Below are 21,956 nucleotides of genomic sequence, written 5' to 3'. Positions count from 1 at the left end.
TCCCATTAGCTAGTGGTGGCGGAGGACGCCGCGTGGGCGGTCCAGGGGTCGGTGACCGTCTTGGAGACGTGGACCCGCAGGTCCCAGCCGTGGCGGTCGGAGATCTCGTCGAGCTGTCCCGCGGCCAGTTCGCACCAGGGCCACTCGGTGGCCCAGTGTGCCGCGTCGAGCAGCGCGAGCGGGCTCTGCGCGACGGCCTCGGAGGCCGGGTGGTGGCGCAGGTCGGCGGTGAGGAAGGCGTCCACACCGGCCGCGCGCACCTGGTCGAAGAGGCTGTCGCCGGAGCCGCCGCTGACCGCGAGGGTGCGGATGACGGTCTCGGGGTCGCCGGCCACCCGGATGCCCTGCGCGGTGGCGGGCAGCCGCTCGGCGGCACGCGCGGCCAGCTCCCGCAGGGTGAGGGGGTGGTCGAGCGCGCACACCCGGCCGAGTCCCCGACGGCCGTTCGGGTCGGTGGGGTCCGGCACGAGGGGGCGTACGACGCGGAGGTCGAGCGCGCCCGCGAGGGCGTCCGATACGCCCGGGTCGGCGGTGTCGGCGTTGGTGTGGGCGACGTGCAGCGCGATGTCGTTCTTGATCAGCGTGTGCACGACCCGGCCCTTGAAGTGCGAGGCCGCGACCGTGGTCGTGCCGCGCAGGTAGAGCGGGTGGTGGGTGACCAGCAGGTCGGCGCCGAGCCGTACGGCCTCGTCGACGATCTCCTGGACGGGGTCGACGGCGAACAGGACCCGGGTGACCTCCTGGTCGGGGTCGCCCACGACCGTGCCGACCGCGTCCCAGGACTCGGCCCGCTCGGCGGGCCACAGGTTCTCCAGCGCGGCGATGACTTCAGACAGACGGGGCACGGGAAAAGGCTACCTGGCTGTTCGGCGGGGCCGTACCGCATCCGCCTCTCCCGGTCACGCGCAGCACAGTCATGTCCGCTTCCTCAGAGGAATCGCTTCTGCGCCACCCGTATGTGTGAAGCGCGGGTCGGCTCCCCGCACGGCCGTGCGTGCAAAACTAGCTTCGTCGCCGGAGGTGACCGAACGATGACGGCCTGTGCTATCGAATCCCCGTCCGTCGGTACGGACGACCGCTCCCCGGAGCGCGGTTGCGTGCTCACGGCGGACGGCGCGTACGCCGCGCGGCTCACGCGGGACGGTGACTCCTGGTTCCCGGAGCGCTGGACGCTGGACGGCCCGGAGCCGTACGCGGTGCCGCTGCCCGGCAACCAGCCCGAGGAACCCGGCACCGAGCTTCAGCCGCTGGGCGACGGGCGGGTCCTGATCCACCGGCGGGCGGGGGTACGGCACCTCTTCGCGCTGCTGTATCCGACCGGGCCGGGCACCGGGGAGCTGCCGCTGGGCGCCGTGGAGTGCGCCGAGCCCGGCGCCCGGCTCGCGCTGCTGCCGCCGGTGCCGGGGGGCACACGGGCGTACGGCGTCGCCGTCGGCGCCCGCACCAGCGCGGTGTGGCAGGTGGCGGGCGGGCCGTCCGGGCCCGAGCGGCTCGTGGAGGTTCCGGGTCGCTGCTCGGGCGGGGTGTGGCTGGACCGCGCCGGCCGGTTGCTGGCGCTGGACCGGGAGCTGGAGGGCTGCACCAAGACGGTCGTGGTGGACCTGGAACTGGGCGAGGTCTCGCCGCTGCTCCAGATCACGCCGGCCAGTGACGACCGGCTGCTGATGGCCGACCTGGACAGCGGGCTGCTGCTGATCTCCTCCGACGCGCCCTCGCCGGGACGGGAACGGCTGGGCTGGGGCGTCCTCGGCTCCACCCTGCCGGTGCGCTTCCCCACCTCGCTGCGGCTGCCGGAGTGCACGGCGGTGCCGTTCGCGATCCAGCCGGGGCAGGTGCTGGAGCCGGAGAACTGCGCGGTGGCGCTGCGCATCGAGGGGCCGGTGGGCACCTGGGTGGGCCTGTGGCGGCCGGCCGAGCGGCGGGTACGGCATCTCGCGGCACCCCAGGGCTGGTTGACCGGGTCGGGGCTGTGGACCCGGGACGGGGTGCTGCGGCTGCCGTACGCCACCGAGGAAACCCCGTGCGGGGTCGCCGAGTTGCGGGCACCCGCGGGGGAACCGGGGACGGCGGCTCCGGCGGCTCCGGCGGCTCCGGCGGGAGAGGGTCGGGACCGGGACGGCGCGGCCGCCGAAACACCCGACGAAGTGCCCCCGGGAGCGGCGGAACCGGAGCCCGCGGAACCGGCGCCGCCGCGTCCGGTGCCGTTGCAGCAGGCGCCTCTGGGACGTCTTGTAACGAACTAGTGCCGGTCGGCGTGTACGCCTGGATTCGGCCCGTGGTGTGCCGGTTACACTCCTCCGGCTGTACGAAAGATGATGTTGACGGGGTGAATACGTCCGATGAGCGACACCAGCACGACGAACCAGCTGTCTGCCGACTCTCTGGAGAACACCGGCCACGGTAAGCACCGCGGCCCGATCTCGGCTCAGGAGAGCGACACGACTCCGCACGGCCGACACCGCAGGCCCGCCGAGGAGACCGCCGAGGCGGCTGCCTGAGGGTAGTGGTGACGGAGGCAGGGGGCACCCACCGGGTGCCCCCTGCTTCTTTTCAGCCCCGCCTGAGTTGAGCACCTCCGCCGCCGCGAACGTCTCCCCCGGCGACGGCCGGTGCGGCCACGTAGCCGACGAGCGGGGCGACATGCTCCGGGGCGAGCGGGTCGAGGCCCTCCTCCGGGGGTGGTGTTGAAGTGCCCCTTGAGGTGGACGCACCAGCTTGCCGAACGTGCCGATCGCCGACCGGACGAGGTCCCGCGCCTGCCGAAGTCGGCGACGTCTCCGGTGTGGGCGACGGCCGCACCGCCCAGGCTGTCGCGGATCTCGGCGACGACCTGGGCGGCGGGTCCGGCCGAGGCGTCCCCCGTTCCGTCGCGGCCCGGCCTGCCGTAGTCGTTGACGACGACGGACGCGCCGAGGCGGGCGAGTTCGAGGGCCTCGGCGGCCCGGCCGAGCCCGCGCCCGGCGCCGGTGACGACGGCGGTCAGCCCCTGAAGCGGCAGTGTCGTGGGCGGCGGTCCTCAGATCTCGACGCACGTACGCAGGGCGGTCCCGGTACGCATCTGGTCCAGTGCCTCGTTGATCGCGGCGAGCGGTACCCGGTGGGTGATCAGCCCGGCCAGGTCGATGCGGCCGGCCCGCCACAGGGCGATGGCGCGCTCGTAGGAACGGACCACGTCCCCGCCGCCGTAGAGGGACGGCAGGATGCGCTTCTCGTCGAAGAACAGCTCGAACATGTTGAGCCGGAGGTAGTCGTCCATGGCGCCCGCGCCGACCACGACGAGGGTGCCGCCGCGCCGGGTGTTCTCGTAGGCGGTGCGGGCGGTGGCGGACCGGCCGACGACCTCGAAGACGCAGTCGAAGCCCTCGCCGCCGGTGACCTGCTGCCTGGCGTCGGCGAGTCCGTCGGGCGGAACCGCCCTGGTGGCGCCGAACGTGAGGGCGGCCTCGCGTCGGGCGGGCACCGGGTCGACGGCGACGATCTCGGCGGCGCCCTTCAGCCGCGCCCCCTGGACGGCGGAGATACCGACACCCCCGCAGCCGATGACGGCGACCGAGGAACCGGCCTCCAGACCGGCGGTGTTGAGGGCGGCCCCGAGTCCCGTGGTGACACCGCAGCCGATCAGCGCGGCGATGTCGTACGGCACGTCCTCGGGGATCGGGACGGCGCAGCCGGCGTCCACCACGATCTCCTCGGCGAAGGTGCCGGTGCCCGCGAAGCCGAAGACGTCGCCGCCGGGGCGGCGGAAGTTGGGGGTGCCCGCGTTCATGAAACCGGCCAGGCACAGCTCGGTCTGGCCGCGCCGGCACGCCGGGCAGGCGCCGCAGGCGGGCAGCCAGCAGATGACGACCCGGTCGCCCGGCTTCACGTGCCGTACGCCGTCGCCCACTTCGAGCACGTCACCCGCGCCCTCGTGGCCCGGCACGAAGGGTGCCGGCTGGGGCAGTACGCCGCTCATCGCGGACAGGTCCGAGTGGCACAGCCCGGTGGCCCGCACCCGGACCCGGACCTTTCCCGGTCCGAAACCCGCCGCCTCGACGTCGTCGAGGACGTCGAGCTCGTCCTGGCCGATCTCGTGCAGTACGGCTGCGCGCATGCCGTAACTCCCCTCGCGTTACTGGATTCAGGAGTGCTCCACGACGGTGTCCGCGAGCACGGGAGCGTCGTCCCGCTCGGCGGCGGACACGGCGACCCGTACCCGCCGTGCTTCCCCCTCTTCTTCCCGCCACATGCGGATGCGCAGGGTCTCGCCCGGATAGACGACGCCCGCGAACCGGGTGGTGTACGACCGCACCCGGCCCACATCGCCGCCGAGGAGGGTGTCGACCACCGCCTTGAGGGTCATCCCGTAGATGCACAGCCCGTGCAGGATGGGCCGGTCGAAGCCGGCGAGCTCGGCGAACTCGGGGTCGGCGTGCAGGGGGTTGTAGTCGCCGGAGAGGCGGTAGAGCAGGGCCTGGTCGGGGCGGATCGGGCGCTCGGCGATCCGGTCCGGCTCGCCGCCCGGCTCCGCCGGACGGGCCGAGGGGCCCCGGTCGCCGCCCCAGCCGCCTTCGCCGCGGACGAAGATCCGGGCGTCGTCGGTCCACAACGGGCCCTCCGCGTCGGCCGCTTCGGTGCGCAGCACCAGGACGGCGGCCTTGCCCTTGTCGTACACGGCGGCGATGCGGGAGGTGGCGGTGGCGGTGCCCCGGACCGGGATGGGCCGGTGCACGCGCAGGCTCTGTCCGCCGTGCAGCACCCTGGCCAGGTCGACGTCGATGCCCGGCATGGACAGCCCGCTGATCACTCCGGGCGAGCCCGCGCCCGCGACGGTGGCGAAGCTCGGCAGGACGTGCAGCCGGGACTCCAGCGTGTAGCGCAGCTCGTCCGGGTCGGTGGCGGGGCGGCCCGCGCCGATGCCGAGGTGGTAGAGCTGGACGTCCTTCGCGGTCCAGGTGATCTCACCCGACCGGGGTTCGGCGGCGAGGGCCTTGGCTGCGTCGATGGGCATGGGGCTCCTGGGAGGTATCGAGACCTCGGCGCGGTCGTCCGCACCGTCGGCCGCGCCGAGGTCGTCCACGGGGCGGACGGGGAACGCCCTACGGTCACGGCCCTAGAACGCGTTCCAGACCGGCGCCCCCTGTATAGCCCAGCCCCCCGTAGTTGTGAAGGCTCCTGACGGCATGTCAGCTCATCATGGGACCCGTGACATTCGTACTGCCCGAGTCCGTACAAGCACACCTGCCGGAGAGGCGCGCCCGGCTTCTAACGTCGTAGGCATGACACAGAGGGACGAGGAGATCGCCGCCGTGTCGTTCACGGGGGCGGTCAGGACATTCGGGTCCGTGCGTGCCGTGGACGGGGTGGACCTGCGGATCGGGCGCGGCGAGACCGTGGCCCTGCTGGGCCGCAACGGCGCCGGCAAGTCGACCACGATCGCGCTGCTGCTGTGGCTGGGCTCGGTGCCGTTCACGCTGCTGGGCCTCGGCAACGGCTACCGGCTGTCCGGTCCCGCCACCGGCGTGGCCAACATGGTGTGCAATCTGGGGCTCGCGGTGCTGGGCGGGCTGTGGTTCCCGACCGCGCTGTTCCCGGGCTGGCTGCGCTCGGTCTCGGCGTACACCCCGACCAACCGGTTCGCCGAGCTGGGCGGCGCCGTCGCGCGGGGACACGCCCCCGGGGCCGGTGCGGTCCTCGTGCTGACGGGCTGGCTGCTGGTGTTCGGATCGTACGCTGTGCTGTCGTACCGCCGCCGGGCGGGGACCGTCTGACCAGGGGGAACAGGACATGTCGGGGTGGGGGAAGGTACGGTGCCGGGCGCGGGCCTGGCGCGCGGCGCGGCTGGAGTGGAAGGCGGAGCTGGAGCGCTGGAAGGCCGAGAACGAGCGGTTCAAGGCCGCCTCGCGCGCCGCACGCAAGCGGGGCGAGACGCCGGCCGCCGGCGATCCCGGGCCGCCGCCCACCGGCTTCGCGCTGCTGCCCTGGCTGCTGCTGGGGATGGGCGCCTTCTCCAATCTGCTCCAGGGGCGGACCCCGAACCCGTTGGTCGGCGGGCTGGGGCTGTTCGCCTTCAACTCCCTGTACGTCTATGTCACGTTCCGCTCGTTCGACCGGGCGGCTCGCGAGTCGCCGCGCACGCGGACGGCGCTGCTGCTGATGGGCCTGCTGACCACGGGCCTGGCGCTCGGCTACGGCGGCAGCTGGCTGATGTTCTTCCCGCTGCTGGGCCTGGCCACGGGCGCCGCCCTGCGCGGGCCGTGGCTGGGCCGCACGGGAATCCTGCTGGCGGCCTACTCGGCCGCGCTCTCCGGGGTGCGCGGCGACTGGTCGGACGCGACGAACATCGGCTACGCCACCTTCCTGTCCACCATGGTGACCGCCGCGATCCTCGGACTGTCCGAAGCGGTAAGGGAGTTGCGCGCCGCGCGGGAGGAACTGGCCCGGCGCGCGGTGGAGAAGGAGCGGCTGCGCTTCTCCCGCGACCTGCACGACCTGCTCGGCCACACCCTCTCCGTGATCGTGGTCAAGTCGGAGGCGGCCCGCCGCCTGGCCCCGCGCGACATGGCCGCGGCCCTGAGCCAGATCACGGACATCGAGTCGGTGGGCCGCCAGGCCCTGACCGAGATCCGCGAGGCGGTCACCGGCTACCGCGAGGGCAGCCTCACCACCGAGATCGACCGCGCCCGCTCGGCCCTGTCCGCGGCGGACATCGAGCCGGTCTTCCGCCGGTCCGGCACACCCCTCGCCCCGCAGACGGAGGCCCTGCTGGGCTGGGTGGTCCGCGAGGCGGTCACCAACGTGGTCCGGCACAGCGACGCGAACCGCTGCGAGATCGCCGTGACCGGCACCGCGGAGCGCGTCAGGCTGACGGTCACCGACGACGGCACCGGCAGCCCGGTCAGCCGCCCCGCCCCGGGCATCGGCGGCACCGGTCTGAAGGGCCTCACCGAGCGCCTGGCCGCGGCGGGCGGCTCCCTCACGGCCGGCCCGGCGCCGCACGGCGGCTTCACGGTGAGCGCGGAACTCCCGCTGACCGCCGAGGAACCGGCGCCGGCCCTCGCACGGACACCGGACCCCGGGTGAGACGGGCGGCCGTACGCTGAGCCCCATGAACGAGACACCCCGGGCGGCGATCCGGGTCCTGCTCGCCGAGGACCAGGGCATGATGCGCGGCGCGCTCGCCCTCCTGCTCGGTCTTGAGGAGGACATCGAGGTCGTGGCGCAGGTGGCCACGGGCGACGCCATCGTGGCGAGTGTGCTCCGACACCGGCCGGACGTGGCCCTGTTGGACATCGAGCTGCCCGGGACGAGCGGGCTGGACGCGGCGGAGGAGCTGCGGTCGCGGGCGCCGGGGTGCCGGGTGCTCATCCTCACGACGTTCGGCCGGCCGGGGTATCTGCGGCGGGCGCTGGAGGCGGGGGCGGCCGGGTTCCTGGTCAAGGACGGACCGGTGGAGGAGCTGGCGGCGGCGATCCGGCGGGTGCTGGCCGGGGAGACCGTGGTCGATCCGGCGCTGGCGGCGGCCGCGCTGAGCGCGGGGCCGAATCCGCTCACGCCCCGGGAGCGCGAGGTGCTGAAGGCGTCCGTGGACGGGGCGACCGTCGCCGATGTCGCGGGCCGGCTGCACCTGTCCGAGTCCACCGTGCGGAACTACCTGTCCTCGGCCATCGGGAAGACCGGCACCCGCAACCGCGCGGAGGCGGTGCGGGAGGCGCGGCAGCAGGGGTGGCTCTGAGCCGGGCCGGGTCCGGCGGGGCCGGCTCCGAGCCGGGGTCAGTGTGCCGAGACGCGGCGCGGCAGCCACAGCAGCATCAGCGCCGCCCCGCCCAGCAGCACCGCCGTGGAGGCGCGGAAGGCCAGGGCGTAGCCGTCGGTCAGGGCCTGGGGGCCGGTGCCGGTGCCCGTGCCGGTCGCGGCGATGGTCGACATCACCGCGAGGCCGAGCGAACCGCCCATCGTGCGCGAGGTGTTGACCAGTCCCGAGACCACACCGGCCTCGTGGTGCGCCGCCCCCGAGGTCGCGAGGGCGGCCAGCGGGGTCATGGCCAGGCCGCCGCCCAGCATCATCAGGATGCCCGGACACATGATCGCGGTGACGTACGCCTCGTGCGCGCTCATGGTCGACTGCCAGGCGAACCCGCCCGCGGCCACCAGCGTGCCCAGCACGGCCACGCTCCGCGCCCCCGCCGTGCGCATCAGCCGCGGCGCCACCTTGGAGCCGACGACGACGGCGAGCGAACTGGGCACGAGCGCGGCGCCGGCCGCCAGCGGGGAGTAGCCGAGCACGTTCTGGGCGTACAGCGTCATGAAGTACCACATGCAGAACATCGCGGAGCCGGACACCAGCATCGCCGCGTTCGCCGACGCCACCGGGCGCCTGCGCAGCAGCCCGAGCGGCATCAGCGGGGCCGGGGTCCGCGCCTCGACCAGCAGGAACAGACAGACCAGCAGCACCCCGGCGGCCAGCGGCACGAGGGTGGCCGCGGCGGTCCAGCCCTTCTCCTGGGTGCGCGAGATGCCGTACGCCAGCGTGCCCAGACCGGCGGTGACCAGCAGCGCGCCCGGCAGGTCGAGGCGGCGGCCGTCCCCGGCGCGGCTCTCCACCAGCCAGCGCAGCGAGCCGGCCAGCACCACCGCGCCCACCGGCACGTTGATCAGCAGTACCCAGCGCCAGGACAGCACGTCCACCAGCACGCCGCCGACGAGTCCGCCCGCGGCGCCGCCGCCCGCACCCACCGCGGCCCAGGTGGCGATGGCCCGGGCACGCGCGGCGCCCTCCGGCACCGCCGCCGTCAGCAGGGTGAGCGTGGAGGGCGCGAGGACGGCCGCGCCGAGTCCCTGCGCCGCGCGGGCGAGCAGCAACTGCCAGCCGTCCTGGGCGAGTCCGCCGCCCAGCGAGGCCAGGGTGAACAGGCCGAGGCCGACCAGGAACATCCGCTTGCGGCCGAAGAGGTCCCCGGCCCGGCCGCCGAGGAGCATGAACCCGGCGAAGGCGATCGCGTACGCGTTCACCACCCATTGCAGGCCGGACGCGCCGAGGCCGAGGTCCGTGCGTATCGACGGCAGCGCGACGTTCACCACGGACACGTCCAGCACCACCAGGAACTGCCCGGCACAGGCCAGAGCCACCACCAACCAGGTCGGAGGTGCCGTACGACGGGATATGAGGGGCGGGGTGTCGGCGGTCTCCAGCATGGATGTCATGGTCTCAGGCCGGTTGCGGTCCTTGCATCGGCATTTCGGACCAGGGGGCCTCCTCCGCGCGGACTACGCCACCCGGCCCGCGGGGAACGTTCCTGACGGCGATTCAGAAACCCATAGGATGGTCAAATAATCATTAGGGGCCCGAAGCAACGGAATAGTTGCGCGCGCATATGAGGTTTACCCGGCACTTATGTCTTACGGGAGGCCGCACTCAATGACCCACACGACGACCGACGAACCGCAGCGGAAGGCGAGCGGGGCCGTCGTCCCGGTGCTCGCCTTCGCGGGCATCGTGGTCGCGGTGATGCAGACCCTGCTGGTGCCGGTCATCAAAGACCTGCCGCAGCTGCTGCACACCGCGCCCAGCAACGCCACCTGGGTGCTCACCTCGACCCTGCTGTCCGGTGCCGTCGCCACCCCGATCATGGGCCGGCTCGGCGATCTGTACGGCAAGCGGCGGATGCTGGTCACCAGCCTCGCCGTGATGGTGATCGGCGCCCTGGTCAGCGCGCTCACCAGCCAGCTGCTCACCATGATCGTGGGCCGCACCCTCCAGGGCTTCGCGATGGGCGCGATCCCCCTCGGCATCGGCCTGATGCGCGACACGCTGCCGCGCGAACGGCTCGGCTCCGCCATGGCGCTGATGAGCTCCTCCATAGGCGTGGGCGGCGGCCTCGCCCTGCCCGCCGCCGCGCTGGTCGCCCAGCACACCGACTGGCACGCGCTGTTCTACGGCGCCGCGGGCCTCGGTGTGCTCGCCATCGCCCTCACCCTGCTCACCGTGTCCGAGTCGCCGATGCGCGCCGAGGGCTCCTTCGACCTGCCCGGCGCACTCGGTCTGTCCGCCGGTCTGGTGCTGCTCCTGCTGCCCATCACCAAGGGCAGCGACTGGGGCTGGGCCTCGGGCACGACCCTCGGCCTGTTCGGCGCGGCCGTCGTCGTACTGCTGCTGTGGGGCCTGTACGAGCTGCGTGCCGGCGCGCCGCTGGTCGACCTGCGCACCACCGCCCGGCCCGCCGTGCTCTTCACCAACCTGGCGTCGATCATGGTCGGCGTCGCGTTCTACGTCGTCTCGCTCGTCCTGCCCCAGCTGCTCCAGCTGCCGAAGGCCACGGGGTACGGGCTCGGCCAGTCGATGGTCGTCGCCGGTCTGTGCGTGGCGCCGCTGGGCCTGACGATGATGTTCACCGCGCCGGTGTACGCCCGCCTCTCCGCCCGCTACGGCCCCAAGACCACGCTCATCATCGGCCTCCTGGTCATCGCGATCGGGTACGGCGGCGGGCTCGGTCTCATGCAGGCGGCCTGGGAGACGATCCTCACGTCCGTGATCCTCGGCGCGGGCATCGGGCTCGCGTACTCCTCGCTGCCCGCGCTGATCGTCGGCGCGGTGCCGGCGTCGGAGACGGGCGCCGCGAACGGGCTCAACACGCTGATGCGGTCCATCGGTACGTCGGTGTCGAGCGCCGTCATCGGGATGGTGCTCGCCAACACGGCGCACTCCGTCGGGGGTATGGCGATTCCGACGATGCACGGGTTCCGGGTGTCGTTCCTCATCGCGACGGGTGCGGTGGCGGCGGGGTTGGTGCTGGCGCTGTTCCTGCCGAAGGGCGGCCCGGCTCAGCGGCACGTCCAGCTTCGGGCCAGCAGCGAGGAGGACGCCGTGCTGGAGCGGGCGGAGGAAGTGCTGCGGGGGTTCCGGGGGCGGGTGCTGGACGCCGCCGGTGTTCCCGTCGCCCGTGCCAAGGTGACGCTCATCGACCGGCGGGGGCGGCAGGCCGGGGCGGCCGTCTCCGGTGAGGACGGGGGGTATGCGATCGCGGTGCCGGGGCAGGGCGCGTATGTGCTGGCCGCGCGCGCGGCCGGGCACGGGCCGCTGGCCTCGGCCGCGACGCACCACGGCGAGGAGAGGGCGGTCGAGGTGGACCTCTCCCTGCCCGGTGAAGCGGTGAGTGTGTAGCGCCCACCGGGGAGCGGGGGGCTGTGGTCCCGCGGCTTTCGGGTTCGCTGCGGCCGGTCGCGCCCGCGCGGCGGGCCGCGTCCGGACACGGCCCCGCGCCCCTGAGGGGGCGCCCCACGTGACGCCGTCGACAGGTGTGCGGCAGCATGGGGCCCGAACAGCCGTACCACCGAAAGGCGTCCTATGGCCACCGCTCCCAAGTCCGAGATCCTCGCCGCGTTCGAGGCGGCCAAGGGGTTCATGCCCGTGGACGAGGGGCTGGCCCTGTACGCGGCGGCGGTGGAGGCCGGGGGGCTCGGGTTGCCCTTGCTGGAGGTGGGCACGTACTGCGGGCGGTCGACCGTGCTGCTGGCCGACGCGGCGCGGGCGGCCGGGGTGACCGCGCTGACCGTGGACCACCACCGGGGCAGCGAGGAGCAGCAGCCGGGCTGGGACTACCACGACCCGGACACCGTGGACCCCGAGGTCGGACTCATGGACACGCTGCCCGCCTTCCGGCGGACGCTGTTCAAGGCGGGGCTGGAAGAGCACGTGATCGCGCTGGTCGGACGCTCACCGCAGGTCGCGGCCGTGTGGGGCAGCCCGCTGGGGTTCGTGTTCATCGACGGCGGGCACACCGACGAACACGCGAACGCCGACTACGAGGGCTGGGCCCCGCACGTGGCCGACGGCGGACTGCTCGTCATCCACGACGTGTTCCCGGAGCCCGAGGACGAGTTCACCGGGCAGGCTCCCTACCGGGTCTACCTGCGGGCCCTCGCCTCCGGAGCGTTCACCGAGACGGCGGCCACCGGCTCACTGCGGGTCCTGCGGCGCACGGGGGCGGGGATCTGAGGTCCCGGTTAGAGTCGCTGACGTGTCATACACAGGTCCGGAGTCCGAACCCCCGCGGCAGCAGCGCCGCCGGCCCTGGCGCGCACCGTTCGTCGTGGCGCTCGCCGCGCTGGTGCCCGGAGCGCTGATCGGCTGGCTGGTGTACGAGGCGGTGGGCGCCGGCGGGTCCGGCGGCGCGCGGCACGCCGACGCGTCGTCCGCCCCGGCCTCGCACGCCTCGCCGTCCCCCTCCGCGGGTGCCGACGGCAAGGGTGACGCCCCGCTCAGGGGCAAGGTCGTCGTCATCGACCCGGGGCACAACGTCGGCAACTTCCGGCACACGGCCGAGATCAACCGCGAGGTGGACGTCGGGAACGGCCGGAAGGAGTGCGACACCACCGGCACCTCCACCGATGACGGTTACCCGGAGGCCCGGTTCACCCTCGACGTGGCGCACCGACTGCGGACGCTCCTTGAGCGGCAGGGCGTCACCGTGCGGCTGACCCATGACGACAAGGGCCCGGACTGGGGTCCGTGCGTGGACGAGCGGGCCGGGATCGGCAACAAGGCGCACGCGGACGCGGCGATCTCGATCCACGCCGACGGGGCGCCGGCGGGGGACCGGGGCTTCCATGTGATCCTGCCGGGCACGGTGCACGCGGGTGCCGCCGACACCCGGCCGATCGTCGGGCCCTCGCGCGATCTGGGCAAGCGCGTCGCGGCGGGCTTCCTGCGGGTGACCGGTGAGCCGCCGTCCAACTACATCGGTCACGGCACCGCTCTCGATACCCGCACGGACCTCGGCGGTCTCAATCTGTCAACGGTTCCCAAGGTGTTCATCGAGTGCGGCAACATGCGCGACGCCACGGACGCGGCACTGCTGACCAGCGAATCCTGGCGGCAGAAGGCCGCGCAGGGAATGTCTGAGGGAATCGTGAGTTTCCTGCGCGAGTCCTGACCGGGGCGGCAACCGGCCGGACAGCCGGATCTTGCGGACGGTAGTGTCTACCGACGACGAGACGACTCACGAAGGACCTGAAGTGAACATCCGCTCCCTCACTAGAGGCGACGGCGTGGTGATCGGAGCAGCGGTGTTGCTGTTCATCGCGTCGTTCCTCGATCTCTACTCCTACTCGGCCTCCGGCTTCTCGGACAGCCAGGGCGTATGGGACAACCTTGGGACGGGCCTCGGCACGTACATGGGGGCCGTCATCGGTGCCGCGCTGATCGTCCTCAACCGCTGCATGCCGCAGCAGCGCAAGGTGCTGGGCCTGGATCTCGGCATGGTGGGCACCGGGTTCACGATCCTTTCCGCGTGGACCCTGTTCTGGACGCTGGTGGACGTGCCGGACCACATCGACGCGGGCTCCGGCCTCGTGCTCGGGTTCATCGCCGCCCTCGTCCTCGCCGCCGCGGCCGTCGCCGGTCCGCTGGTTCCGGCGCTCCAGGGCGCGCTGCTCCCGGCCCCCAAGCCGGTCGCTCCGCAGCCCTACGGCGCCCAGCCGCCCGCCGGTTACGGCTACCCGGGCGCTCAGGGTGCCCCGCAGCAGCCGTACGGCGCCCAGCCGCAGCAGGGCCAGCCGTACGGCCAGCCGCAGCCGGCGCCCACGCAGGGTGCCGCGCCGCAGCAGCCCGCTCCGGCGGACTTCTCGCCGTTCTGGTTCGCGGTGCCGGTGACCCGTCCGCTGTTCGCGGAGGACGGCTCGCCGACCCCGATCGCCGAACTGGCGCCGGGCACCTGGTACTTGGCGGTCGAACAGCGCGGTGCCGCGCTGGTGGCGCAGACCCAGGACGGCCGTCGCGGCGTACTGCAGGACACCTCGGGCATTCAGCGCGGCTGATCCCGTGACGGCAACGGCCCCTCGCCCTTCCGGGCGGGGGGCCGTTGCCGTACAGTCGCCCCCCGGCTGGCGTCTGACGGTATGTCAGGAGGCAGGGACATGCGGCTCGGTCTCGCACTCGGCTACCGGGGACGCGGCCCGGACGCCGGTCATGTGCCGCTCGCCCGGGAGGCGGAACGGCTCGGGGGCGGGGCGACGGGAGGAGGCGGTACTCGCCGTACCGGACGCCTTCGCCGACGAGATCTCGCTCGTCGGTCCGCGCGCGCGGACCGCGGAACGGCTGGAGTCATGGCGCGCGGGTCCGGTGACGGACCTGCCGGCCCTGTCACCGGACCCGTACACCCTCCGCGTGCTCGCGGAGCTGAACTCCTAGGAAGCTCCGGGGTCTTACTGCCCGCCACTGCGGAGCTGACCCGCCGTCGGCACCTTGTTCTTGACCGGGGCGCCGGCGCTCTTCCCCGCGTCCTTCACGTTGTTGATGACGTCGTTGAAGTCGCTCGCCGCGCCGGTGTCACCGTGGCGCAGCTTGGCCGGCAGGTTCTTCAGGTTCTCGATGCTCTTGCTCAGCGGTGCGAGTGCCTTGGAGAGCAGCGGGTCGCCCTTGGCGTTGCGCTCGGCCGCCTTCAGCCGGTTGTAGGCGAAGAGCCCGGCGACGCCCGCCTTCACCAGGGCCAGCTTGCGGCCATGGGCACCCTTCTTGAACTTGCCCGCCTTCCAGGGCTTCACGATCCACTGGTAGGTGGCACCGGCCGCGAGGCCCGCGTTCGCCACGAACCTGGTCTTGGCGAACCTCTGTTTCTCGGCGGACGTGGTGGGGCTGGGCTCGGCCGCGGGCTGGTCCACAGCCGCTGCGGCGACCGTCGCCCCGGTGTCGGCGCGGGAACCGGCGTTGCTGCTTCCGCAGGCCGTCGCACCGGCCACCAGGGCACAGCACAGGGTCAGCGCCACGCACAGACGCCGTATCGGTACAGGCACGAGGTCCTCCCGACGTGTCTTTCCGAGTGGGGGGCTTCCTTCTCCACCGTCACTCCGGGCGGATGGTTACGCCACTCGGGGGACACGTCGGGTCGGCGGCGGTCAGCGGCAGCAGTCCGGGTCGAGGCCCGCCGGGAGGTACGCGCCGCCGAAGACCGCGCAGGTGGCCTCGTGGCCGCCGAGCGCGGCGACCGCGAGCAGCAGGGATCCGGCGGTCCAGCTGGTCAGTTCGCGCGGCCATACGGCGTCGTCGTCGAAGACGTAACCCGTCCAGTACAGGCCGGACTCGGGGTCGCGCAGATGCTGGATCGACTTGAGGATCTCCAGGGCCCGGTCCGACTCCCCCACCGCCCACAGCGCGAGCGCCAGTTCGCAGGACTCGCCGCCGGTCACCCACGGATTGGGCACGACACAGCGCACCCCGAGCCCGGGGACGACGAACCGGTCCCAGGACCCGGCTATCCGCGCCTCGGCCTCCGCCCCGGTCAGGGCGCCACCGAGGACCGGGTAGTACCAGTCCATCGAGTAGCGCTCCTTGTCCAGGAACCGCTCCGGGTGCCGACGGATCGCGTGCCGCAGCGCGCCGGCCGCCAACTCCCAGTCCGGCTGCGCCTCTTCGCGCTGCTCGGCGATGGCGAGCGCACAGCGCAGCGCGTGGTGGATGGAGGAACTGCCGGTCAGCAGCGCGTCCGTGGTCGGCGCCCCGTCCTCGTCGCGCCGCCAGCCGATCTGCCCGCCGGGCTGCTGAAGGGCGAGCACCCACTCCACGGCCGCGTAGACGCACGGCCACAGGCGGTCCAGGAACGTGTCGTCGCCGGTGGACAGGTAGTGGTGCCAGACGCCGACGGCTATGTACGCCACGAAGTTGGACTCGCGGGCGCGGTCGGTGACCTCGTCGTGGGCTCCGTCGGCGTAGGCCGCGTACCAGGAGCCGTCCTCGTTCTGGTGCCGGGCGAGCCACAGGTAGGCGCGCTCCGCCGCCTCGTGCTCACCGGCCGCGTCCAGGGCCATGGCGGCCTCGGTGTGGTCCCAGGGGTCCAGGTGGTGACCCCGGAACCACGGGATCGCACCGTCCTCCCGCTGAACGGCGAGGATGCCGCGGACGGTCGCGGCGGCCTGCTCGGCGGTGAGGACCCCGGGCAGGACGAGGTGTTCTGTCCGGGGGGTGGTCACTGGGCGGCCGCCTCCTCGGCGAGCCGGGGCAGGTGGGGCTTGGTCGCGTAGACCACGAAGCTCTTGCCCATCACCGGGTTGAGCGTCCGCTCGGCGAGCCGGGTGGCCAGCGGCTTCTTCATGATGTCCCAGACCAGCAGCTTGTGGTACGCGCGTACCGGCAGCGCCTTGTCGTTGTCGACGCCGAAGGCGCACTTCAGCCACCAGTAGGGGGCGTGCAGGGCGTGCGCGTGGTGGCTGCCGTACGGCTTCAGGCCGGCCTCCCGGACCTTCGCCACCAACTCGTCGGCCTTGTAGATGCGGATGTGGCCGCCCTCGACCTCGTGGTAGGCGTCGGACAGCGCCCAGCAGACCTTCTCCGGACCGTAGCGGGGCACGGTGATCGCGATCCGGCCGCCGGGCCTGAGCACGCGCACCATCTCGGCGAGCACGCCCTTGTCGTCGGGGATGTGCTCCATCACCTCGGAGATGATCACCACGTCGAACGACTCGTCCGGGAACGGCAGCGCCAGCGCGTCGCCCTCCATCGCGGTCGCGGTGGCGCCCTCGGGGGCCTCGCCGGCCTCCTTCATCGCCGCGAACCACTTCGCGACCTCGCGGATCTCCTCGCCGTTCTGGTCGAGCGCCACGACCTGGGCACCGCGCCGATAACACTCGAACGCGTGCCGGCCGGCCCCGCAGCCGAGGTCCAGGACACGGTCCCCCGGGGCGAGCGGGAACCGGGAGAAGTCGACGGTCAGCACGTGGCCCTGCTTTCGGGAGAGACGCTGGTGTCACTTGGGGGGGTTGCGGAGACGGCGACCTCGGCCGGGGCCGAGGAGCGGCCGGGAGACTGGGGCGCGGAGCGGCGCGGGCCGGTGGCGGAGCCGCCGGGGACGGGCCCGCGGCCGCCGGCGGCCATCGCCTCGCGGTACTGGGCGACCGTGCCCTCCGCCGCGCGGGCCCAGGTGAAGTTGGCCAGTACCCGCTTACGGCCCGCCCCGCCGAGCCGGGCGCGCAGCTCGGCGTCGCCCAGGAGCCGGCCGAGCCCGGCGGCCAGCGCCCCCGCGTCGCCGGGCGGCACCGCCAGGCACGTCTCGCCGTCGCGGCCCGCGACCTCGGGGATCGCGCCGCCGGTCGTCGCGACCAGCGGCGTGCCCGTGGCCATGGCCTCGGCCGCGGGCAGGGAGAACCCCTCGTACAGCGAGGGCACGCAGGCCACCTCGGCGGACCGGATCAGATCGACCAGCTCGGCGTCGGAGATGCCCTTGACGAACTCGACGGCGCCGTCGAGGCCGTACCGCTCGATCGCCTGCGCGACCGGCCCCTCCTCGGGCCGCTTGCCGACGACGACGAGATGCGCGGCCGGATGCTCCGTGCGCACCTTGGCCAGCGCCTCCACGAGGAACACCAGCCCCTTGAGCGGCACATCGGCGCTGGAGGTGGTGACGATCCGCCCCGGCACCTCGGGCACGGCCGGATCCGGCGCGAAGAGGTCGGTGTCGGCACCGATGTGCACCACGTGGACGCGGTCCGGCCGGACCCCGAGATGGTCCACGATCTCCTGGCGGGAGCTGCCGGAGACGGTGAGCACCGAGGGCAGCCGGCGCGCGACCCGCTTCTGCATCCGCGTGAAGGCGTACCACCGGCGCACCGAGTACCGCCGCTGCCAGCCCTCCGCCGCGTCCAGCTCCAGCTGCCGGTCCACGGTGATGGGGTGGTGGATGGTGGTGACCAGCGGCGCGCCGACGTCGCCGAGGAGGCCGTAGCCGAGGGTCTGGTTGTCGTGGACGACGTCGAAGTCGCCGCGCCGGGCCCGCAGCATCCGGCGGGCGCGCAGCGAGAAGGTGAGCGGCTCGGGGAAGCCGCCGGTCCACATCGTGCCCACTTCGAGGGCGTCGATCCAGTCCCGGTACTCGTCGCGGCCGGGGGTGCGGAAGGGATCGGGCTGGCGGTAGAGGTCGAGGCTGGGCAGCTCGGTCAGGGTGAGCCCGGGGTACCCCTCGTCGAGCACCGGGTAGGGCTGGGAGCCGATGACCTCCACGCGGTGTCCGAGGCGGGCCAGCTCGCGCGAGAGGTGTCGTACGTAGACGCCCTGACCGCCGCAGAACGGGTTCCCCTTGTAGGTGAGGAGCGCGATGCGGAGCGAGTCCTCACGGGCACCCGCTTCCCGGGCCTCAGCGGTCACTGCGTGCCCCCTTCTGCCAGCACTGTCCCGCGAGACTACGACGGGACGCTAATCTAGAACAAGTTTCAGACTTGATCGTTCAGGAGGCTCTGAATCTACCGGCAGGTAGGGGTGCTGTGACCAGTGGATCAGGTGATTCACGCCACGGCGAGCGGCCCTGCCGTGCCGTCCGATCACATGCCCTGCCGACACCCTCACCGATCGTCACGGAACGGGACCCATGCCTGCGGAAGCCAGTACGTCGCGCCCCGCCGCTTCACCGCTCACGGCGCGTCAGGAAGCCCGCCGTCGCCGCATCCTGCACGCGAGCGCACAGTTGGCGGGCCGGGGCGGTTTCGACGCGGTGCAGATGCGCGAGGTGGCCGAGTCCTCCCAGGTGGCCCTCGGCACGCTGTACCGCTATTTCCCGTCCAAGGTCCACCTGTTGGTGGCCACCATGCAGGACCAGCTGGAGCGCATGCACGGCACCCTGCGCCGCAAGCCGCCGGCCGGTGACACCCCCGCCGAACGGGTCGCCGAGACCCTGATGCGCGCCTTCCGCGCCCTTCAGCGCGAGCCGCACCTGGCCGACGCGATGGTCCGCGCGCTGACCTTCGCCGACCGCAGCGTCAGCCCCGAGGTGGACCAGGTGTCCCGCCAGACCACGGCGATCATCCTGGACGCCATGGGCCTGGACGACCCGACCCCCGAGCAGCTCTCCGCCGTCCGCGTCATCGAGCACACCTGGCACTCGGCCCTCGTCACCTGGCTCTCCGGCCGTGCCTCCATCGCCCAGGTGAAGATGGACATCGAGACGGTCTGCCGCCTGATCGACCTGACCACCCCGCGGGAATGACATCGGGCCCGCTCACTCCTCGGGCGGGAACACCGGCTCCCCGCTGCCGCGCAGGGTGAGGGAGACGGCCTCCGCCGGACAGGTCCCGGCCGCCGTGAGGACGGGTTCGGCCGCGTCGGTGTCCGGGTCGTCGGGCGGGACCGGCGGGCGGCGTCGGCCCACCCGCTCCAGGGAGTCGAGGTAGTCGCCGAGCGGATCGGTCACGGTGGCGTCGTCGGGATCCTCGTCAGGCGGCGGTCTGAGTTCCACCGCCCCGGCCCGGGTGAACCCGCAGGTGGCCGAGCTGCTCACCCCACCCGCCTCCCGGGTGCTCCGCCCGCCCTCCGCCGTTTTCTACGCCGAGGGTTCGAGGCCGGCCAGGAAGTCCCGTTCGGCGGCCGTGAGCGGCGGACCCGACAGGGCGGGCAGGGGCGGCCCGGTGAGGGCGTGCAGGAGCGCGTCGGGGCGGAAGAGGCGGGAGGGCGGGGTGCGCAGGGTGGTGACGTCCCAGAGGGCGGCGGCCGCGGCGTAGGAACCGGTGGCCGCGTGGTACAGCCGCCGGGAGTAGGCGGCGGCCACCCGGTCCCCGAGCGTCACGCGGCCGCCCTCCACCCCGGGGTAGAGGACGTCCGTGCCGACGGCCGCCGACCAGGCGCCCTCCGCCGCGCGGGCCACCGCCCGCTGCACCCGCCGGGCCAGCCCCGGCGCCTCGATCCCGTGCTCGCGCACCGCCTGGGCCAGGGCGCGGGCACCGAGCGCGGCGGCCGACATGCCCTGCCCGTAGACCGGGTTGAACGTGGCCGCCGCGTCCCCGAGCGCGACCAGCCCCTCCGGCCAGCGGCGCGCCTTCTCCAGGTACCGGCGGGAGTTGCTGGTGCTGCGGCTGACATGCACCGGGCCGAGCGGCTCGGCGGCCGCGATCAGGCGCCCCACCAGGGGACTCGGCAGGTTCAGCGCGTACGCGACGAAGGCGTCCGGGTCCTTCGGGGGCTCGCTGCCGCGCATCCCGCCGAGACTCACCATCCACGCGCCGTCCTCGATCGGCACGATCATGCCGCTGCGTCCGGGCCGCCCGCTCCAGGGGTCGGCCTGCACCAGGGTCATCGGCCAGTCCCGGGCGCCGGGCGGGGTGCGGTAGACGCGGGTGGCGTTGGTCAGTCCGCTGTCGACGGTGCGCTCACGGACGCCACCCGCGCCGAGGGCTTCGAGCCAGGGCAGCAGCCGGGTGCCGCGGCCGCTCGCGTCCACCACCCAGTCGGCGTCCAGGTCCTCCAGCGGGCCGCCGTCGGCGTCGGCCAGGTGGACGCCGGTCACCCGGCGGGCGCCGCCGCGCAGCCCGGTGGCCCGGGCGCGGCGCACCACCACGTTGCGGCTGCCGTCCAGCACCGCACGGCGCACGCCCCACTCCAGGAGCGGCCTGCCGGCGGTCATGGTCACGAAGGCGCGGTGCCGCCAGCGCCGGAACCAGCCCACCGGGGCGAGCGCCAGCAGGTCCGAACTCAGTGCCGTCTCCCGGGCCCCGGCCGCCACCAGCCTCCCCCGCAGGTCCGCCCCGGGCAGCAGTTCCTCCATCGCCTCCAGGCCGCCGGGCATCAGCAGATGGGCGTGCCGGGACTGGGGCACCCCCCTGCGGTGCTCGGGCCCCTCGGGCAGCTCGTCGCGGTCGAGCACGACGACCTCGTCCACGGCGGGCGACAGCGCCGCGGCGGCGAGCAGACCGGCCGGGCCGGCTCCGATGACAACGGCTCTTCGTGCGTTCACGGTTCTCCATTCTTCGCTGAGACGTCCGGTGACACGTGTGCGCGGACGTCCGCTCCGGCGTCGTTCTCCGCCCGCTGCTGTCGGCGTCCATCAGCTCCGGGCGGTCCGCGCCGCGCCCTCCCGAGCCGCCCTGACGACCGGCGAGTCCGCCAACGCCCGTGCCAGCCGCACCAGTCCGTCGGTGTCGGAGAAGAGGGCGGTGTGCAGCCGGGAGCCGCCCTCCGGCTCCGGGCTCTCGGCCGGCCGCGGCCGGCCGGCCTGGTGCGCGGCGTCCACGACCATCGCGGCCGCCGCGATGAAGTGTGCCTCGCCGGGCGGACTGCCCTGGCCGCGGGCCTGCCGGTACGCCGTCTCGCGCACCCGGCCGTCGCAGCGGGACTGGAGGGCGAGCAGCGCGTCGAGGATGCGCAGCTCGCGGTAGTACAGCCGGCCGCGCGGCAACTGCCAGCGGGGAGGCGCGGGTTTGGGGGCGGTCGGCACGTTCCGCAGCTCCGCCCACAGGGGCGCGAGGGCCCGGTAGTCCCAGATGCTGTGCCACTGGGCGAGGGTCGCGGGCAGCAGCCGGGGCAGCACGAACCCCGCGGCGCACAGCAGCGCGCCGAGCGCGGCGGCGCGCGGGGCGAGACCGGTGGACAGCCGGTCCAGGTCGTGTCCCGTCCAACGGGCCGCCACCGCGGTCAGCTTGGCGCCCTCGAAGCCGAGCACGTCCACCGCGAGGCCCGCCATGATCAGCCGCAGCCCCACCCGCAGGATCCCGGTCACCTCCCGGGACCAGCGCAGACACACATAGATCGTGATCAGCGCGCAGGCGCCGTGCCCGACGAGATAGAGCACGATCATCTCGCGCATGTACGGCGTGTTCGCGTAGTAGGTGTCGAGGTCCCGCAGCCGTTCGACGGGCGCGTGGGCGAGCGCGAACAGCGTGATGACGGCGGTGATCACCAGGGTGTACACCGTGGCGACCCGCACGACCTGGCCGCGCACCCGCTCGGCGGGCCCGCCGCGCCAGTTGATCAGCAGGATCAGCAGAGAGGCGCTGTAGGCGGAGATGACGCTGTAGGTCATCGGGGCGCCGAAGTTGGGGACGCGGGTGATGTCGTTGACCGCGCCCAGGGTGACGGGGGCCGAGCAGAAGAAGCAGAGGCCGCCGAGGAAGATCGACACACAGGTGGAGGCGGTGAGCGGGTCCCGCAGGGCGAGGCGCGGCCGGCGGAAGATCAGCAGGGCGGTCAGGGTGAACAGGCTCGCCACCGTGTACACGATCAGGCTCAT

Annotated in this window: 21 protein-coding genes and 2 pseudogenes; 11 read left to right on the top strand and 12 right to left on the bottom strand. The window is 73.4% G+C overall.

Features of this window, described 5'->3' with window-relative positions:
* Window positions 1-5 precede the first annotated feature (5 nt).
* A complete protein-coding gene (locus ACWDD7_RS22645) occupies window positions 6-845 on the bottom strand; it encodes a Nif3-like dinuclear metal center hexameric protein (RefSeq protein ID WP_351868854.1) in 840 nt (279 codons plus the stop codon).
* Between the two features lie 186 nt (window positions 846-1,031).
* Between ACWDD7_RS22645 and ACWDD7_RS22640 the strand changes: the two genes are divergently transcribed.
* A complete protein-coding gene (locus ACWDD7_RS22640) occupies window positions 1,032-2,243 on the top strand; it encodes a hypothetical protein (RefSeq protein ID WP_450458656.1) in 1,212 nt (403 codons plus the stop codon).
* 96 nt (window positions 2,244-2,339) lie between these two features.
* Window positions 2,340-2,498 carry a hypothetical protein gene (locus ACWDD7_RS22635; RefSeq protein WP_450458655.1) on the top strand — a complete coding sequence of 53 codons (159 nt, stop codon included), beginning with the start codon at window positions 2,340-2,342 and terminating at the stop codon, window positions 2,496-2,498.
* A gap of 179 nt (window positions 2,499-2,677) precedes the next feature.
* Here the strand turns inward: ACWDD7_RS22635 and ACWDD7_RS22630 are convergent.
* The 3 genes and pseudogenes from ACWDD7_RS22630 to ACWDD7_RS22620 form a co-directional block, all read right to left on the bottom strand.
* Window positions 2,678-2,998: pseudogene (locus ACWDD7_RS22630) on the bottom strand (SDR family NAD(P)-dependent oxidoreductase); the annotation flags it as partial.
* An 18-nt stretch (window positions 2,999-3,016) separates the two neighbouring features.
* Window positions 3,017-4,093 (bottom strand): Zn-dependent alcohol dehydrogenase, encoded by a 1,077-nt coding sequence (locus ACWDD7_RS22625; RefSeq protein ID WP_351868861.1) that lies wholly within the window; start codon window positions 4,091-4,093, stop codon window positions 3,017-3,019.
* Between the two features lie 27 nt (window positions 4,094-4,120).
* Window positions 4,121-4,990: a MaoC/PaaZ C-terminal domain-containing protein gene (locus ACWDD7_RS22620; RefSeq protein ID WP_450458653.1), complete on the bottom strand. Its 870-nt coding sequence runs from the start codon at window positions 4,988-4,990 to the stop codon at window positions 4,121-4,123.
* Window positions 4,991-5,162: 172 nt separating this feature from the next.
* On the opposite strand from ACWDD7_RS22620, the gene ACWDD7_RS22615 reads away from it, so the two are divergent.
* Genes ACWDD7_RS22615 through ACWDD7_RS22605 form a run of 3 tightly spaced genes read left to right on the top strand, consistent with a single transcriptional unit; the run spans window position 5,163 to window position 7,714 of the window.
* Window positions 5,163-5,750 (top strand): ATP-binding cassette domain-containing protein, encoded by a 588-nt coding sequence (locus tag ACWDD7_RS22615; RefSeq protein ID WP_450458652.1) that lies wholly within the window; start codon window positions 5,163-5,165, stop codon window positions 5,748-5,750.
* 16 nt (window positions 5,751-5,766) lie between these two features.
* A complete protein-coding gene (locus tag ACWDD7_RS22610) occupies window positions 5,767-7,062 on the top strand; it encodes a sensor histidine kinase (RefSeq protein ID WP_450458651.1) in 1,296 nt (431 codons plus the stop codon).
* A gap of 25 nt (window positions 7,063-7,087) precedes the next feature.
* On the top strand, window positions 7,088-7,714 hold the full coding sequence (locus tag ACWDD7_RS22605) for a response regulator (protein WP_392215935.1): 627 nt from the start codon (window positions 7,088-7,090) through the stop codon (window positions 7,712-7,714).
* A 38-nt stretch (window positions 7,715-7,752) separates the two neighbouring features.
* On the opposite strand, the gene ACWDD7_RS22600 is transcribed toward ACWDD7_RS22605, so the two are convergent.
* Window positions 7,753-9,183 (bottom strand): MFS transporter, encoded by a 1,431-nt coding sequence (locus ACWDD7_RS22600; protein ID WP_392215934.1) that lies wholly within the window; start codon window positions 9,181-9,183, stop codon window positions 7,753-7,755.
* 214 nt (window positions 9,184-9,397) lie between these two features.
* On the opposite strand from ACWDD7_RS22600, the gene ACWDD7_RS22595 reads away from it, so the two are divergent.
* The 5 genes and pseudogenes from ACWDD7_RS22595 to ACWDD7_RS22575 form a co-directional block, all read left to right on the top strand.
* Window positions 9,398-11,140 (top strand): MFS transporter, encoded by a 1,743-nt coding sequence (locus tag ACWDD7_RS22595; protein WP_351868880.1) that lies wholly within the window; start codon window positions 9,398-9,400, stop codon window positions 11,138-11,140.
* 183 nt (window positions 11,141-11,323) lie between these two features.
* Window positions 11,324-11,974: a class I SAM-dependent methyltransferase gene (locus ACWDD7_RS22590; RefSeq protein WP_392215933.1), complete on the top strand. Its 651-nt coding sequence runs from the start codon at window positions 11,324-11,326 to the stop codon at window positions 11,972-11,974.
* Between the two features lie 22 nt (window positions 11,975-11,996).
* Window positions 11,997-12,911 carry an N-acetylmuramoyl-L-alanine amidase gene (locus tag ACWDD7_RS22585; protein ID WP_450458650.1) on the top strand — a complete coding sequence of 305 codons (915 nt, stop codon included), beginning with the start codon at window positions 11,997-11,999 and terminating at the stop codon, window positions 12,909-12,911.
* A gap of 82 nt (window positions 12,912-12,993) precedes the next feature.
* Window positions 12,994-13,794: a hypothetical protein gene (locus ACWDD7_RS22580; RefSeq protein ID WP_351868888.1), complete on the top strand. Its 801-nt coding sequence runs from the start codon at window positions 12,994-12,996 to the stop codon at window positions 13,792-13,794.
* A 190-nt stretch (window positions 13,795-13,984) separates the two neighbouring features.
* Window positions 13,985-14,167, top strand: a pseudogene (locus ACWDD7_RS22575) (LLM class F420-dependent oxidoreductase); the annotation flags it as partial.
* A 14-nt stretch (window positions 14,168-14,181) separates the two neighbouring features.
* Here ACWDD7_RS22575 and ACWDD7_RS22570 read toward each other — a convergent pair.
* From ACWDD7_RS22570 to ACWDD7_RS22555, 4 genes are all read right to left on the bottom strand, one after another.
* A complete protein-coding gene (locus ACWDD7_RS22570) occupies window positions 14,182-14,769 on the bottom strand; it encodes a hypothetical protein (protein WP_450458649.1) in 588 nt (195 codons plus the stop codon).
* Between the two features lie 102 nt (window positions 14,770-14,871).
* Window positions 14,872-15,942, bottom strand: a complete 1,071-nt coding sequence (locus tag ACWDD7_RS22565) for a prenyltransferase (protein WP_450458648.1) — start codon at window positions 15,940-15,942, stop codon at window positions 14,872-14,874.
* Window positions 15,939-16,685 carry a class I SAM-dependent methyltransferase gene (locus tag ACWDD7_RS22560; protein ID WP_285554296.1) on the bottom strand — a complete coding sequence of 249 codons (747 nt, stop codon included), beginning with the start codon at window positions 16,683-16,685 and terminating at the stop codon, window positions 15,939-15,941. Before ACWDD7_RS22560 ends, ACWDD7_RS22565 begins: the two co-directional genes overlap by 4 nt.
* On the bottom strand, window positions 16,679-18,109 hold the full coding sequence (locus ACWDD7_RS22555) for a glycosyltransferase family 4 protein (protein WP_450458647.1): 1,431 nt from the start codon (window positions 18,107-18,109) through the stop codon (window positions 16,679-16,681). Before ACWDD7_RS22555 ends, ACWDD7_RS22560 begins: the two co-directional genes overlap by 7 nt.
* Before the next feature lie 220 nt (window positions 18,110-18,329).
* On the opposite strand from ACWDD7_RS22555, the gene ACWDD7_RS22550 reads away from it, so the two are divergent.
* A complete protein-coding gene (locus tag ACWDD7_RS22550) occupies window positions 18,330-18,944 on the top strand; it encodes a TetR family transcriptional regulator (RefSeq protein ID WP_450458646.1) in 615 nt (204 codons plus the stop codon).
* 12 nt (window positions 18,945-18,956) lie between these two features.
* Here the strand turns inward: ACWDD7_RS22550 and ACWDD7_RS22545 are convergent, their stop codons facing one another.
* The 3 genes from ACWDD7_RS22545 to ACWDD7_RS22535 all read right to left on the bottom strand — a co-directional run bounded on the left by ACWDD7_RS22545 (window position 18,957) and on the right by ACWDD7_RS22535 (window position 21,956).
* On the bottom strand, window positions 18,957-19,235 hold the full coding sequence (locus ACWDD7_RS22545) for a hypothetical protein (RefSeq protein WP_450458710.1): 279 nt from the start codon (window positions 19,233-19,235) through the stop codon (window positions 18,957-18,959).
* A gap of 42 nt (window positions 19,236-19,277) precedes the next feature.
* Window positions 19,278-20,684: an FAD-dependent monooxygenase gene (locus ACWDD7_RS22540; RefSeq protein ID WP_450458645.1), complete on the bottom strand. Its 1,407-nt coding sequence runs from the start codon at window positions 20,682-20,684 to the stop codon at window positions 19,278-19,280.
* A gap of 90 nt (window positions 20,685-20,774) precedes the next feature.
* The gene (locus tag ACWDD7_RS22535; protein WP_450458644.1) at window positions 20,775-21,956 is read right to left on the bottom strand and encodes an MAB_1171c family putative transporter; all 1,182 of its coding nucleotides are present in this window, start codon (window positions 21,954-21,956) and stop codon (window positions 20,775-20,777) included.

This window comes from Streptomyces sp. NPDC001056 (assembly GCF_053598955.1).
This window is presented reverse-complemented; position numbering and strand designations above follow the sequence as displayed.

What these genes read in the sequence shown, in the direction of transcription:
- ACWDD7_RS22535 (WP_450458644.1), bottom strand. Translation starts at nt 21,956, where the DNA reads ATGAGCCTGATCGTGTACACGGTGGCGAGCCTGTTCACCCTGACCGCC.
- ACWDD7_RS22595 (WP_351868880.1), top strand. Translation starts at nt 9,398, where the DNA reads ATGACCCACACGACGACCGACGAACCGCAGCGGAAGGCGAGCGGGGCC.
- ACWDD7_RS22625 (WP_351868861.1), bottom strand. Translation starts at nt 4,093, where the DNA reads ATGCGCGCAGCCGTACTGCACGAGATCGGCCAGGACGAGCTCGACGTC.
- ACWDD7_RS22550 (WP_450458646.1), top strand. Translation starts at nt 18,330, where the DNA reads ATGCCTGCGGAAGCCAGTACGTCGCGCCCCGCCGCTTCACCGCTCACG.
- ACWDD7_RS22620 (WP_450458653.1), bottom strand. Translation starts at nt 4,990, where the DNA reads ATGCCCATCGACGCAGCCAAGGCCCTCGCCGCCGAACCCCGGTCGGGT.
- ACWDD7_RS22610 (WP_450458651.1), top strand. Translation starts at nt 5,767, where the DNA reads ATGTCGGGGTGGGGGAAGGTACGGTGCCGGGCGCGGGCCTGGCGCGCG.
- ACWDD7_RS22605 (WP_392215935.1), top strand. Translation starts at nt 7,088, where the DNA reads ATGAACGAGACACCCCGGGCGGCGATCCGGGTCCTGCTCGCCGAGGAC.
- ACWDD7_RS22600 (WP_392215934.1), bottom strand. Translation starts at nt 9,183, where the DNA reads ATGACATCCATGCTGGAGACCGCCGACACCCCGCCCCTCATATCCCGT.
- ACWDD7_RS22615 (WP_450458652.1), top strand. Translation starts at nt 5,163, where the DNA reads ATGTCAGCTCATCATGGGACCCGTGACATTCGTACTGCCCGAGTCCGT.
- ACWDD7_RS22640 (WP_450458656.1), top strand. Translation starts at nt 1,032, where the DNA reads ATGACGGCCTGTGCTATCGAATCCCCGTCCGTCGGTACGGACGACCGC.
- ACWDD7_RS22590 (WP_392215933.1), top strand. Translation starts at nt 11,324, where the DNA reads ATGGCCACCGCTCCCAAGTCCGAGATCCTCGCCGCGTTCGAGGCGGCC.
- ACWDD7_RS22635 (WP_450458655.1), top strand. Translation starts at nt 2,340, where the DNA reads ATGAGCGACACCAGCACGACGAACCAGCTGTCTGCCGACTCTCTGGAG.